The sequence below is a fragment of the Asanoa sp. NPDC050611 genome (assembly GCF_040654855.1).
In the GTDB taxonomy this organism is placed as follows: Bacteria; Actinomycetota; Actinomycetes; order Mycobacteriales; family Micromonosporaceae; genus Asanoa.
Genome location: NZ_JBFAIU010000208.1, coordinates 1 through 13,289, shown reverse-complemented (window position 1 = coordinate 13,289; position 13,289 = coordinate 1). Strand labels below are relative to the sequence as shown.

At 70.2% G+C, this 13,289-nt stretch carries 13 protein-coding genes; 9 read left to right on the top strand and 4 right to left on the bottom strand.

From position 1 onward, the window contains the following. The 6 genes from AB0H87_RS27180 to AB0H87_RS27155 form a co-directional block, all read left to right on the top strand. A partial coding sequence (locus AB0H87_RS27180; RefSeq protein ID WP_360151381.1) for an NADH-quinone oxidoreductase subunit M occupies nt 1–780 on the top strand: 780 nt, incomplete at its 5' end. Beyond that, nucleotides 777–2,339, top strand: coding sequence for an NADH-quinone oxidoreductase subunit NuoN (gene nuoN, locus AB0H87_RS27175; protein WP_360151378.1), 1,563 nt, complete (start codon nt 777–779; stop codon nt 2,337–2,339). The genes AB0H87_RS27180 and nuoN, both read left to right, overlap by 4 nt. Nucleotides 2,340–2,454: 115 nt before the next feature. After that, on the top strand, nt 2,455–3,471 hold the full coding sequence (locus AB0H87_RS27170; RefSeq protein WP_360151375.1) for a polyprenyl synthetase family protein: 1,017 nt from the start codon (nt 2,455–2,457) through the stop codon (nt 3,469–3,471). 291 nt (nt 3,472–3,762) lie between these two features. Beyond that, nucleotides 3,763–4,557, top strand: coding sequence for an IclR family transcriptional regulator C-terminal domain-containing protein (locus AB0H87_RS27165; protein WP_360151372.1), 795 nt, complete (start codon nt 3,763–3,765; stop codon nt 4,555–4,557). Nucleotides 4,558–4,637: 80 nt separating this feature from the next. Then, entirely contained in the window at nt 4,638–5,132 is a 495-nt protein-coding gene (locus AB0H87_RS27160) for a sigma-70 family RNA polymerase sigma factor (protein WP_239090828.1), read from the top strand. Next, nucleotides 5,129–5,857, top strand: coding sequence for a zf-HC2 domain-containing protein (locus AB0H87_RS27155; RefSeq protein ID WP_360151369.1), 729 nt, complete (start codon nt 5,129–5,131; stop codon nt 5,855–5,857). The genes AB0H87_RS27160 and AB0H87_RS27155 overlap by 4 nt, the downstream gene beginning before the upstream one ends. On the opposite strand, the gene rarD is transcribed toward AB0H87_RS27155, so the two are convergent. From rarD to AB0H87_RS27135, 4 genes are all read right to left on the bottom strand, one after another. Beyond that, on the bottom strand, nt 5,854–6,774 hold the full coding sequence (gene rarD, locus AB0H87_RS27150; RefSeq protein WP_360151366.1) for an EamA family transporter RarD: 921 nt from the start codon (nt 6,772–6,774) through the stop codon (nt 5,854–5,856). The two genes, AB0H87_RS27155 and rarD, sit on opposite strands and share 4 nt — an antisense overlap. After that, the gene (locus AB0H87_RS27145) at nt 6,771–7,205 is read right to left on the bottom strand and encodes a GNAT family N-acetyltransferase (RefSeq protein ID WP_360151384.1); all 435 of its coding nucleotides are present in this window, start codon (nt 7,203–7,205) and stop codon (nt 6,771–6,773) included. Before AB0H87_RS27145 ends, rarD begins: the two co-directional genes overlap by 4 nt. Before the next feature lie 124 nt (nt 7,206–7,329). Beyond that, nucleotides 7,330–7,716, bottom strand: coding sequence for a phage holin family protein (locus AB0H87_RS27140; protein ID WP_360151363.1), 387 nt, complete (start codon nt 7,714–7,716; stop codon nt 7,330–7,332). A 29-nt stretch (nt 7,717–7,745) separates the two neighbouring features. Beyond that, nucleotides 7,746–10,397: a hypothetical protein gene (locus tag AB0H87_RS27135; protein WP_360151360.1), complete on the bottom strand. Its 2,652-nt coding sequence runs from the start codon at nt 10,395–10,397 to the stop codon at nt 7,746–7,748. A gap of 77 nt (nt 10,398–10,474) precedes the next feature. Between AB0H87_RS27135 and eccB the strand changes: the two genes are divergently transcribed. The 3 genes from eccB (at nt 10,475) to AB0H87_RS27120 (ending at nt 12,574) form a co-directional block, all read left to right on the top strand. Next, on the top strand, nt 10,475–11,818 hold the full coding sequence (gene eccB, locus AB0H87_RS27130) for a type VII secretion protein EccB (RefSeq protein ID WP_360151357.1): 1,344 nt from the start codon (nt 10,475–10,477) through the stop codon (nt 11,816–11,818). A 132-nt stretch (nt 11,819–11,950) separates the two neighbouring features. Beyond that, nucleotides 11,951–12,268 carry a WXG100 family type VII secretion target gene (locus tag AB0H87_RS27125; protein ID WP_360151354.1) on the top strand — a complete coding sequence of 106 codons (318 nt, stop codon included), beginning with the start codon at nt 11,951–11,953 and terminating at the stop codon, nt 12,266–12,268. Between the two features lie 12 nt (nt 12,269–12,280). Continuing rightward, nucleotides 12,281–12,574: a WXG100 family type VII secretion target gene (locus AB0H87_RS27120; protein ID WP_360151351.1), complete on the top strand. Its 294-nt coding sequence runs from the start codon at nt 12,281–12,283 to the stop codon at nt 12,572–12,574. Nucleotides 12,575–13,289: the final 715 nt, after the last annotated feature.

Genomic DNA, 13,289 nt, shown 5'->3' with positions numbered 1-13,289 from the left:
GCGCTCGACAAGGTCGGCACGTTCGGCATCCTGCGCTACTGCCTGCCGCTGTTCCCGGAGGCGTCGCGCTGGTTCGCGCCCTGGGCGATCGCGCTGGCGGTGATCGGCATCATCTACGCCGCGCTGCTGGCGATCGGCCAGAACGACCTCAAGCGGCTGGTCTCGTACACGTCGATCGCGCACTTCGGCTTCATCGGCGTGGGCATCTTCGCGTTCACCACCCAAGCCGGCACCGGCGCGGTGCTCTACATGCTCAACCACGGCCTGGCCACCGGCCTGCTGTTCCTCGTGGTCGGCATGCTGGTCGCCCGCCGCAACTCGGCCAACATCCGCGACTTCGGCGGCGCCGGCAAGCTCGTGCCGGTGCTGGCCGGCGTGCTGTTCTTCGCCGGTCTGGCCTCGCTGGCCCTGCCCGGCACGGCGCCGTTCGTCTCGGAGTTCCTGGTCCTGATCGGCACGTTCACGGTCAACAAGCCGGTGGCGGTCATCGCGACGGTGGGCATCATCCTGGCGGCCGCGTACGTCCTCTGGATGGTGCAGCGGACGGTGCAGGGCGACCTGAACCCGGCGCTGGTCGACGAGCCGGGCATGCGGCGTGACCTGAACGTGCGGGAGAAGCTCGTGGTCGCGCCGCTGATCCTGCTGATCCTGTTCCTCGGCTTCTACCCGAAGCCGGTCACCGACGTGATCAACCCCGCCGTCCAGGCGACCATGCAAGACGTGGGCAAGTCGGATCCGGCCCCCATCTCCGGCACCACCACGGAGGCAGCAGTCAAATGACGATCAACTTCCCGCACATCGACTATGCGGCGATCGCGCCGATCCTCGTCATGTTCGGCGTGGCGGCGGCCGGTGTGCTCGTCGAGGCGTTCGTGCCCAAGCGCGGACGGTACCTGACCCAGCTCGTGCTGGCCCTCGGCGGTCTGGTCGCGGCGCTGATCGTGCTGATCACCGAGGCCGACACCCGCGTGGTGACCGCCGGCAACGCGATCGCGGTCGACGGCCCGGCGCTGTTCCTCCAGGGCTCGATCGTCGTGCTCGCCGTGATGGCGGTGCTGATGATCGGTGAGCGGTCGCTGGAGCGGGGCGGCCCGTTCGTCGCGCAGGCGGCGATCACGGTGGGCTCGGAGGACGACCGCCGGCAGGCGGCGCACGCCGACGGCGCCACCGAGATCTTCCCGCTGACCACGTTCGCGGTCGCCGGCATGATGCTCTTCGTCTCGGCCAACGACCTGCTGACGATGTTCATCGCGCTCGAGGTGCTCTCGCTGCCGCTCTACCTGATGTGTGCGCTGGCCCGCCGCCGGCGGCTGGTCAGCCAGGAGGCCGCGCTCAAGTACTTCATGCTCGGCGCGTACGCGTCCGCGTTCTTCCTCTTCGGTGTGGCGCTGGTCTACGGCTTCACCGCGCAGGTGCAGGCGGCGCCGGGCCGGCAGGCCGGTGGCGTCGACTTCGCGACCATCCACGCCGCGGCCACCTCCTCGCCGGCCAACCGCCTGCTGCTCTTCGCCGGCCTGGCGATGATCGCGATCGGCCTGCTGTTCAAGGCGACCGCGGCGCCGTTCCACGTCTGGACGCCCGACGTCTACCAGGGCGCGCCGACACCGGTGACCGGCTTCATGGCCGCGTGCACCAAGGTCGCCGCGTTCGGTGCCCTGCTGCGGCTGCTCTACGTGGCCTTCGAGGGCTCCCGCTGGGACTTCACGCCGGTGCTGGGCGCGATCGCGATCCTGACCATGCTGGTCGGCGCGGTGCTCTCGGTCACGCAGACGGACCTCAAGCGGCTGCTCGCCTACTCGTCGATCGCCAACGCCGGCTACCTGCTGGTGGGCGTGCTCGCCGGGGTCCGCGAGGGCATCTCCAGCACGATGTTCTACCTGGTCGCCTACGGCTTCACGGTGATCGCCGCGTTCGCGGTGGTGACGTTGGTCCGGGACGCCGACGGGGAGGCCACGCACCTGTCCCGCTGGGCGGGCCTGGGCCGCCGCTCGCCGGTGTTCGCAGGTGTCTTCACGTTCCTCCTGCTGGCCTTCGCCGGCATCCCGCTCACCAGCGGCTTCATCAGCAAGTTCGCGGTGTTCGGGGCCGCCCTCGACGGTGGGCAGACCTGGCTGGTCATCGCCGGTGTGATCACCAGCATGGTGCTGGCGTTCCCGTACCTGCGGGTGGTGGTCATGATGTGGCTCTCCGAGCCGGGTGAGTCCACCCCGACGATCGCCGTGCCCGGTGCGCTGACCGCGGCCGCGCTGGTGATCGGCGTGGCGGCGACGCTGGTGCTCGGTGTGGCGCCGGCACCGCTGCTCAACCTGTCCGACACGGCTGGGCAGTTCATCCGATAACTGAGGTTTGCTGAATGGGGGCCCCTCCGCGGCCCCCATTCGGTATTTTCTCGTGCTCTTTTCCGCCTAGCCCCGCGCTGAGTCGATTTCGCGGTGTGGCATCGTGGGTTACGTGGTGAGGGGGGCTGAAGAGCTGACTTCGATCGGGGTCGACTTCGTCGATCCGGCGGTCGAGGCGTCAGCGCGCGCGGTCCTGGCCGCGGTCGAGGACGAGCTGCGCAGCTGCGTGGCCAGCGCCGATCCGATGGTCACGGAAGCGGCGCGGCATCTCGTCGAGGCCGGGGGCAAGCGGTTCCGCCCGTTGCTGGTCGCGCTCGGAGCACAGTTCGGCGACCCGACGGACCCGCAGGTGGTGCAGGCCGCGGTGGTGATGGAGCTGACCCACCTCGCGACGCTCTACCACGACGACGTGATGGACGAGGCGCCCGTGCGACGCGGCGTCCGCAGCGCCAACTCGCGGTGGACCAACTCCGTGGCGATCCTGGTCGGCGACTACCTGTTCGCCCGGGCGGCCGACATCGCCGCCGAGCTCGGCACCGAGGCGGTGCGGCTGCAGGCGCGCACCTTCGCCCGGCTGGTGCACGGCCAGATCGCCGAGACGGTCGGTCCGCGGTCCGGTGTGGACCCGGTGGCGCACTACCTCGACGTGCTGGCGGAGAAGACCGGCTCATTGATCGCGACCTCGGCGCGCTTCGGCGGCATGTTCGGCGGTGCGACCGCGGAGCAGACCGAGGCGCTCGCCCGGTACGGCGAGAAGATGGGCATCGCGTTCCAGCTCTCCGACGACCTGATCGACATCGCGTCGGAGTCGGAGCAGAGCGGCAAGACGCCCGGCACCGACCTGCGTGAGGGCGTGCCGACGCTGCCGGTGCTCTACGCGCTGGCCTCCGACGACACCGACGCCGCCGCGACCCGGCTGCGCGAGATCCTGTCCGCCGGCCCGGTCACCGACGACGCCCTGCACGCCGAGGCGCTGTGCCTGCTGCGCGAGTCGGCGGCGATGAAGCGGGCCCGCGAGACGGTCCGCAGCTACGCCGAAGAGGCCCGCGAGCGCCTGGCACCGCTGCCGGAGAACGCCACCCGGTCCGCCCTCGAGTCGCTGTGTGACTTCATCGCGGACCGCACCGGTTGACCCGGCGCCGGTCGCGCTGACAGCAAAGATCGGGTGACCCGACGCGGGCGCGGCAGCGACGCGTCAGCGAGCGGTGTCCGGCGGGAGCGACGGTCCGGAACCCCGCGCGGGCCCGGGACATCTTGATCTTGATCCGCTTGGTCATGTCTGCGACAGAGCGGTGCATCAGAACGCCACGTATCGGGCGCATCGACGCTCCGTGTCGAGAAATTTGGCGTTCTCGATACCAACAGGCATTTCGCGGACGGGTTGTTTTTCATATGGTGTAAGCCCCGGCCCGCGGAGGTGGGTGTGCGCGACCCTCTGGCAGAACCATCGGATCTGATCCGCAGCGTGTCCCGCGCCCTACGCGTGCTGGAAGCTGTGGGTCGGGCCCCGAAGGGGCTCACCGTCAAACAGGTCGCCCGACGCTGCGAGCTGACCGTCGCGACCACCTATCACCTGGTGCGGACGCTGGCCTACGAGGGCTATGTCATCCGTCGGGAGGACGGCACCTACATCGTCGGGCTCGAGGTCGCGGATCGCTACCGGGAGTTGGTCGCCGCGTTCCGCGGCCCGGCCGCGGTCGGTGACGCGCTCCGGAAGGCGGCCGTCGACAGCGGCTACAGCCATTACCTCGGCCGGTTCGTCGGCGGTCAGGTGGCGATTACCGCGGCAGCGGAGGGCCCGCGGTCACCGTACCTGGAGGAGATGGTCCCCGGTTTTGACGAGGGCGCGCACGCCACGGCGCTGGGGAAGGCGCTGCTGGCCACGCTGACGCCCGATCAGCGGTTCCGCTACCTCCGGGAATACGGAATGCGGCCGTTCACCCAGCAAACCCTCACGACGACCGAGGCGTTCGAGAGCGACCTCGCCGCAGGCGAGCGCCGGGGCATGCACCTCGAGATGGGGCAATATCGCCCGGGCGTCGCCTGCGCGGCCGTGATCGTCACGCCCGACCGCGACATGGAACGCCGGGTCGTGCTCGCGTGTGCGCTGCCGGCCGCCGAGATGATGACCTCGGCCCGCGTCGTGCGGGCGAAGCTGTTGGCCGTGGCCCGGTCGATCTCCGAAGCATTGGGCGCACCCGAGAACGGAAACGGCTGAACCACTGCCGCCGACCGTGCGTGCGTTGGGATGACAGAGATCAGGGGAGGCCCGAGAGCTTGGCCGACGACGACGCTGAGCTGCTGCGCGCGCTCAACGAAGAGCACGGTGACGCGCTCTTCGCGCACGCGCTGCGGTTGGTGAGCGGCGACCGGCAGCGGGCCGAAGACCTGGTGCAGGAGACGTTGCTGCGGGCCTGGCGCCATCCGGAGGCGCTGGACCCGGGGCGCGGCTCGGTGCGGGCGTGGCTGTTCACGACCGCACGACACCTCGCCATCGACGCGTGGCGCCGGCGGGCGTCGCGGGTCGGCGAGGTGGTGACCGACGACCTGCCCGAGCCACCGCCCGAGGTCGACGAGGCTGACCGGGCGGTCGAGGCGTGGACGGTCGCGGAAGCGCTGGCCCGCCTCTCGCCCGCGCACCGCGACGTCCTCGTCGAGTGCTTCTACCAGGGCCGTTCGGTCGCCGAGGCGGCCGTCCGGTTGGGCGTCCCGCCGGGCACCGTGAAGTCGCGCACGCACTACGCGCTGCGCTCGTTGCGCCTCGTGTTGGAGGAGATGGGGGTGACCCAGTGACGCACTGCCCGCACGCGCTCGATGACGGCGCCTATGTCCTGGGTGCCCTGTCGCCCAGTGAGCGTGCCGAGTACGAGCGGCACCTGGCCGGCTGTCCGGCCTGCCGGGAGGCGGTCGCGGAGATCGCCGTGCTGCCCGGGCTGCTCGGGCGGCTCACCGATCCGGACAGTCCCGATCTTTCGCCGTCCTCGCCGTTGCCGGACCGGATGCCGGCGCTGCTCACCGCCGTGGGTGCCGAGCGGCAGCGGCTGCGGAAGGCGCGGCTGCGGCGTCGGGTGGGCGCGGTGTTGGTCGCCGCCGGGCTGGCCGCGGTGGTCGGGGTCGGCGTTGCCGGAGCTGATGCCGGTTGGTTCGGCGGCGGCGGGTCCGGGGCCGGTCAGGTCACCGCGCGGGGCACGCAGATCGGCGTGAAGCTGGTCGCGATGCAGCCCGTGGCCGGCCGGGTGCCGATCACCGCTGAGATCGGGATCAACGGCACCAAGTGGGGCACCGAGGTCAGCATGCGGTGCACGTACGAGTCCGGTGGGGACAGCTCGAAGGCGTGGACCTTCCGGCTCGTGGCGCACGGTGCCGACGGCGCGACGGAGCAGGTCGGCTCGTGGCGGGCCGCGGCCGGGGAGACCGTGGAGGTCAACGGAGCGACCCGGTTCACCGGGCGGGAGCTGGTGCGGTTGGAGCTGACGCGGTACGACGGGACGCCGCTGCTGGCGTACGACGTGCCCTAGGTCGTGGCCAGCTCTTTGGTCTTGGCTCTCTGGTTGGCTCGCGCGTTGGCCCGGGCCGTGCGGAAGCCGTCGGCGGTGAAGACGATCAGCGCGAGCCAGACGAGCGCGAAGCCGGCGAGGCGGGCCGGCGGCATCGGTTCGTGGTAGAGGAAGACGCCGAGGGCGAGCTGGAAGATCGGCGTCAGGTACTGCAGGATGCCGAGCGCGCTGAGCGGCAGCCGGTTGGCGGCGCCGGCGAAGAACAGCAGCGGGATGGCCGTGACCGCGCCGGCCAGCACCAGCAGGATCGTGGTGTGCGGCTCGTCGCCGAAGGTGCTGTCGGGGGTGCTGGTCAACCAGATGAGGTACGCCAGGCTGGGGATCGCCAGGACGCCGGACTCGACCAGCAGGCCCTCGGCGGCGGCGAGCTTGAGGCGCTTCTTGACGAGGCCGTATCCGCCGAAGCTGACGGCCAGGGTGAGCGCGATGTACGGGAGGCGGCCGTAGTCAATGGTGAGCACGGCGACGGCCGCGGCGCCGATGCCGACGGCGACCCACTGCGCCGGGCGCAGCCGCTCCCGCAGCACGGTGACGCCGAGGACGACGGTGACCAGCGGGTTGATGAAGTAGCCCAGTGCCGTCTCGACGACGCGGTCGCTGTTGACGCCGTAGATGTACATCCACCAGTTGACCGCGAGCAGCGCGGCGGCGAACGCGATCGCGGCCAGTTTGCGCGGCTGCCTGACCAGGGCCTGGAGTTGCCTGCCCCGGCGGAGGGCCAGCAGTAGGAGGGCGACCAGGACGACGGACCAGACCACCCGGTGGGCGAGGATCTCGACCGAGCCGGCCTCGTGCAGCTGCTTGATGTAGACCGGCATGAAGCCCCAGAGGACGTACGCGCCGAGGCCGAAGAGGTATCCCTTGCGCAGCTCCGTCATGGGGTGTTCCGCCGGTCGATCTCCATCCAGCGGTCCGGGCGGGCGACCGGCACGAAGCCGGCTTTCTCGTAGACGCCGTGCGCGTCCCAGGTGGCCAGGATGATCCGCAGCACGCCGGCCTCGGCGAGCAGGTCGCGGGCCGTCTCGGCGAGCCAGGTGCCGAGGCCGTGGCCGCGCTCGTCGGGGTCGACGTAGACGTCGCAGAGCCAGCCGAAGGTGGCCCGATCGGTGACGACGCGGGCGAAGGCGACCTGGGCGCCGTCGCGGTAGATGCCCAGCACGATCGAGTTCTCGATGGACCGCTCGACGATCTCCCGCGGGCGGTTGGCGGCCCAGTAGCTGTCGGTGGAGAGCCAGCGGTGGACGCGCTCGAAGTCGAGGCGACCGGGGTCGGTCGAAAGCTCGTAGCCGTCGCGCGTCAGCTCGGTGATGGTGTCGTTGTGCGTGGTCGTCTCCACGCAGGCGACGTTAGCCCGCGACCGTGTCCGCGGTCGCGGGCCAATGCCGTGGCGGCGGCCCGGGTGGGGACCGCTTTAGCCGTTTTTGCCCGCGGTCTCAGTCGCGATCGAAGATCAGACCGAGCACCCAGGTGACGAGGCTCACGAACAGCGCACCGAGGACGGCGGCGGGCCAGAAGCTCTCGACGTCGAACGGCAGGTCGACCTGCTCGGCGATCCACCCGGTCAGCAGGAAGAGCAGAGCATTGACGACGATGGCGATCAGCCCGAGGGTGAGAATGTAGAGCCCGCACCCGAGCGTCTTGATGATCGGCTGAAGCACGGCGTTGACCACACCGAAGATCACCGCGACCAGAATGACGGTCAGCACGACCTCACCGGTCGAGTCGGTGTCCAGCGTGATGCCGGGAATGATCAGGGTGGCCAACCAGAACGCGAACGCGGTCGCCAACAGCCTGACAAGAACGCCTTTCACAAAACCCATGGGCGGCATAGTGCCACGAAGATCGCCCGCTAGTCGCCCCCCTGTGGTGGGTTTCCGTGCCTGGTCACGGGGTGCAACGCATCGACGCCGTTCGGTGTTGCTCTGGTGATGAGGGTGCGCTCGGTCGGGGTGGTGGTGAGAGCGGCCCAGCGGAGGGTGCCGGTCGTGGCGACGGCGAGCATCTCGCCCGTGATTCGGCTGAGCCAGTCGGCGGCGTCGGGCAGCCCGAGCGCCGCGGCGGCTGTTGCTGCCTCGTGGGGTGGTCGGCCCTGCATCAGCACCAGGTCTGCGTCAGCCAGCAACGTGGCGTCTTCGTTGGTGACCTGGTCGCGCACGACCATTACCGCGTGCCACCGCGCGTCGGGTGGGTTGGTCGCTCTGCTTTCGGGGTCCACGGTCGTGTCCTGGCCGGGTGCGTCCACCTCGAGAACGTGTCGTCTGGCGCGCGCCCGACCTTCGCTTTCAGGTGATCCCGCTGTTTCTGCCGAGACGGCCGCGGGCTCCTCTCTCCCGTCTGCAGGTCTGCCCGTGCTGGTCGTCGGGTCGAGAAGGGTCAAGCGCGGATGGTCTGAAGCCCCGTTCGTCGCTGCCAGCGAGACGGTGCCCGGGCCCTTTGCCGGCGTGAGCGTGCCGGCGTGTGGCTTCGTCGTCCAGTGACGCATCGGTGCCGCATCTGGGGTCACCGCGATCGCGTCGGTTGAGCCGTCAGCTTCCTCGGCGAAGCCGTGCCATGCGGCCCACCGGCGGGTCCGCACGTCTATCCGTGCGCCCAACGCCAACGCGCGGAGCGCGATCACCTGGGCGGACCAGAGCTCACCCACGACGACGATCCGCGTGCTTGATGGCCGGAAGACTGGCACGACCATCGGGCTGCCGTGTCGGTCGTAGCCGAGCACCATCCCCGCCGGTGGAAGGAACGTGCCGCTCTGAGCGCCGGTCGGTGTGAGGACCGGAGCGACCGCGGGGCTGCCATGTCGGTCGTAGCCGAGGACCATCCCGGCTGGTGAAGGAACCGTTCCGCTCGGCGCCGTCGGCCGCAAGATCTGATCGGTCATCAGACCTCGGTGATCCACCGTCGCCGCTGGTGGCAGAACCGCGCCGCCCGGTGGGGGACCCGGCTCCGCGCGGGCTCGCCGCGGTCGTGGGCTTGGGCGTGGTCGGCTGGATGGTGGGATCTCGACCGGTGGTTGCTCCTTTGTCTGTTGCAGCGGCCGGATCCGACGTGTTGGCCTCGCGGCGGCTCTCAAGCCCAACGACCTGTCATATCCGCCGAGCGGGAGTGTTTCTGCCACGGCTTCGCGATGGCCGCCGTCGAGGCGCCGAAGCGCAGCGTGTTCGGCAGCGGCGAGTTGACGAAGCGCGTGATCGGCGTGCGCGAGGTGGTCTGGGGTCTGGGCCGCGATACGAATCGAGATGTGCGCGCTCGGCGAGAGTCCTGCCGCGTCGCCGCTCGGTCCTGGGTCACCGGCGGTCATCGCGATCGTGGTCGCTGCCGCGGGAAGGCCGAGCAGCATTTGCACCGTCCGCGCCTGCGGCCTCGTAGGCAAGTCCATGCGATACGTGGCTTGAGTCAGCCCACCGATCGCAAGGAACGACCACCGCTCCTCGACCTCGAAGCTGCCGTCGTGGTGTGCCAGGTCGCCAATCGTCGCGAGCGCGGAATCGTGGTCGAGCCGCAGGTGTGGACCAAGGCGCTTGGCCAAACGCCGGGCGGCGCCGGCCATCGTCGGCCGCAGGTCGGCGTCGGACCAGCCGGGCGGGCGCAGAACCCGCAGAACGACGAACGTCCGCCGCATCGCTAGAACTCGATCACCGGTCAACTGACGGTATGAGGCCGCCACCATGCCATCCGCACCGGCGGAAGGCTGAGGTCCGACTGCTCGCGTGGGAGATTCAGTGGCCGCATGACCCCAGCCATGATCTTCGCGAAGACCGATGGGTGGCCGAGATCGCCCATGATCTTGGCGACGGTCCGCAGACGGCCGATTTGGGCTGCGGTCTTCGCGAACGCCCGTAGTGGGCTGGGGTCGGCGGTGATCATCGGGTGGCGCCCAGGTGGGCTTGTCGGTAAGACGGGCGAGGGGGCTCGGTCCGGGCTGACCTTGAGGACCGGCGCCGCTCAGGTGCGCCCGATGCGGTCGGCCGTGGGCTCTATCGGCGCGGCCGCGGGCCTTCAGTCCCGGCGGCACCGGGGTGTGCTGTGGGCGGGCGACCGTGACAAGCAGTTGGAGCGTCACGTGCGGTGGGTCGGTGGCGCGATCGAGTAAGGCCGTGATGTCTGGCAGCGCGGTGGGTGCGGTCGTGACCGGGTCGATCAGTTCGAAGATCGTGACTAGGCCCTCGGCGTCGACGAAGTGGCCGTCGTCGGTTTCAGCCAGGTCTGGGGACAGGAAACGGAGCAACTCGGCGGACGTCGTGTGCGTCGGCAGGGTGTGTTTGCGTGTCGCGTATCGGACCGCCACGGCGAGCCAGGTGAATAGCCAACGTCCGCGTACACGGGCAAATGCGACGGTGACCACCAGCGCAGCGGTGGTGCAGGCGGCGGCCAGCAACAGCGGGCCGTGGCCGAGGGCTGCCAGGATGCCCGCGAGCGCGGCTTGAACCGCCAGCACCTGGCCGACCCGCAGGGCACTCCATTGTGGAGAAACTACCCGGAAGGGGTCCACCACGGTCGATGTCATCGCGGTAGCCTCCCGTCCGTATTCGGCGCGGTTACTCGCCGCATCCTAGAGCCGTCACTGCCCACAAGGGAGTCCCAATGCCGTCGCGGCAGGATCAGCTGCGTTCGTACCAATTCATGGTGCAGCGGGTCGTGGCCGCGCTGGTGATGCGGGAAACCGATCCCGCGCAGCCGCCGTTTCGGCGGGCGGCCGGTGCGGTGCTGGCCTCGGTGTTGGTGGCGGCGATCGGGTTGGGCGGGTTCGTCGTTTATGGGGCTGTCGCAGGTGGTGGCGGGACCGAATGGCGAGACCCCTCCGCCGTGATCGTGGAGCGCGAGTCCGGCGCTCGCTACATCTACCGCGACGGTCGGCTGCACCTCGTCGTCAACTACGCGTCGGCCCTGTTGGCGGTCGGTTCGCCGCAGCCCAGGACGGTGCTGGTCGCGCGCCGGGCGATCGAGGGTGTGCCGCGTGGCAGCACCCTGGGCATCGCCGGGGCGCCCGACTCCCTGCCGGCGCCCGGACGGCTGCTCGGTCCACCGTGGACTGTGTGTGCGTTGCCGGCGGCCACGTCCGTGGTGCTGGTGGGCGCGCCGACTTCCGGCGGCGTGCGACTCGGCGACCGTGCTGTGCTGGCGCGACATCCGGACGGCTCCCTGCATCTCGTGTGGCAGAACCGCCGCTACCTGCTGCGCGACCCCGACCTGGTCCTGACCGCCCTCGGTTGGACGACCGTGCGGCCCTTCGCGACCGCCCCGGCGTTGCTCGCCGCGCTGCCGGTCGGCGCCGACCTGGTCGCGCCGCGCATCGCGGGAGCCGGCGAACGCTTCACGCGCCTGCCGTCGGCCCTGGTCGGTGAGGTGTTCGTGGTGACCAGTCAGGGCGGCGGGCGGCAGTATGCGGTCGCGGTGCGCGACGGACTGGCCGGCATCTCGCAGGTGCAGGCCGACCTGCTGTTGACGGCCAACCGGCAGGACGGGCCGACCGAGCTGAGCCAGGGCCGGTTCGCCGCGATCGAGAAGGCCCCGGATCTGGTGCCTGATGGTCTCGTGCCCACGGAGACTCCCACGTTGGTCGGGTCGTTCGGGGGTGCGCTGTGTGCCGAGGTGCGCGGCGAACGGGGCGTCGCCGAGGTCGTGGTCGACGCCGACGTGGCCGATGTCGCGGATGTCGCCAGAGCGGGGGCGGCCGGCAGTGCCGACCACGTGGCGGTGCCGCCGGGGCGGGCCGCCGTCGTGGAGGCGGTCACGGCGTCGGGCGGGACCGGCGGATCGATCAGCATCGTCACGGACCTGGGCCGGCGTCATGCGGTCGTCGGCACGGAGACGCTCGCCATGCTCGGATATGGCGCCGTGCGGCCGGTGCGGCTGCCGGCATCGGTGGTCGCGCTGGTGGAAGCGGGTTCATCCCTCGATCCTGCCCGGGCGCGGGAGCCGGCTTGACGTTATCCACAGGCGGAAGTTGTCCACAGCGGGTGTTTCAAGGGCTACCGAACGTGTGCCTCATGGGTCTAGCGTCAGCGTCGGCATGCGAGACATTCGCCAACTTCGACGTGAGAGCGGGGTGACGTCCGGGTGTCCCAGACGCAGGCGCAGGCGGCGGTGATGCAGCAGACGGCGGCCAGGTTCGAGCAGGTCGACCAGTCCCTACAGAGCATGCTCACCAGCCTGATGGCCGAGCTCGCCGTCCTACAGACCGCCTGGCGCGGTGCCGGTGGTCGCTCGTTCGAGCAGGTCAAACAGCAATGGTCACGCGACCAGGCGGCGATCGCGCAGGCGTTGGGCGAGACGGCCGGCGCGATCCGCACCGCCGGCCGGCAATACGAAGCGTCCGACAGCGAAGCCGCCAGCCGGATCGCCACCACCGACCGCGGCATCCAGCTGCCCCTGTAAAGGAGAGACGCGATGCACGACGACATCCTGGTCGTGAACTTTCCGGCCCTGCAGCAGGCCAGCGCGGACATCCAGCGGGCCCTCAACACCCTCGACACCCAGCTGGGCCAGCTCGAACGCGACGCGGCTCCGCTGATCGCGTCGTGGGACGGCGAGGCCAGGCAGGCGTACGACCAACGCCAGTCGCGCTGGCGCACCGCCTCCGCGGACCTGCAGGCGATGCTCCGCGACATCAAGCGCGCCTTGGATGACTCGGCGGCCGACTACCTGAGCACGGAGAAGAGGAACACCAACCTGTTCCAGTGAGCCCGCGACGCTCCGTAGTCGCCAGCCGTGCGTTGGTGGTCAGGTGTCCAGAATGTCCGTGCTGATTGTCACCCGGTCGCGGCGTTACGAGAGATCCGCATCCGCGACCGGGCGACAACCGCTAGCGTCACGCCGGTGTCGATTGCCTGGTCGGTGCGTTGGCCGGTCGCGGAGCGGCTGTTCGGGGGCGCATCGGGACGGCCGGCACGGGGTTGGGAGTGCCTCCGCGCGGGTTGGCGGGGCGGTGACGGAAGCTTGGGCAACTGGCAAGATGACGAATGGCAGGGAGAAGGCGGCGGAGACTACGGTCGCGAAGGGACGGGGTGCGCAGCCGGCGGTCGTCGAGCACCTTTCGGGTCCACCCGCTGGGCCGACCCCGGACGGTATCGACGGCGGGGTCGGTGATACCGCCCGTGACGTCCCTACATCGTGATCTAGCCGACACCTTGTAGGTTGTACGCGATGCGTCTGGCCTGTCCGGGAAGGGGGTGGCCGTGACCGACTGGGAACCGGCCACCGAGGTCGAGGCCGCGATGCGAGACGCGCTCCGCGCCGGCGATCAGGAACTCTACTTCCGTATCCTGGCCCGCTCCGAGCTGCTGTTGCCCGTCTCGTCGGAGACCTCGACGACCACGCCGAGAACATCGTCGACGACTACTGTGCGCTGCTCGCCGCGACGGAGCTCACCGCCGCGGGTGCCGGCGACGATGACGTA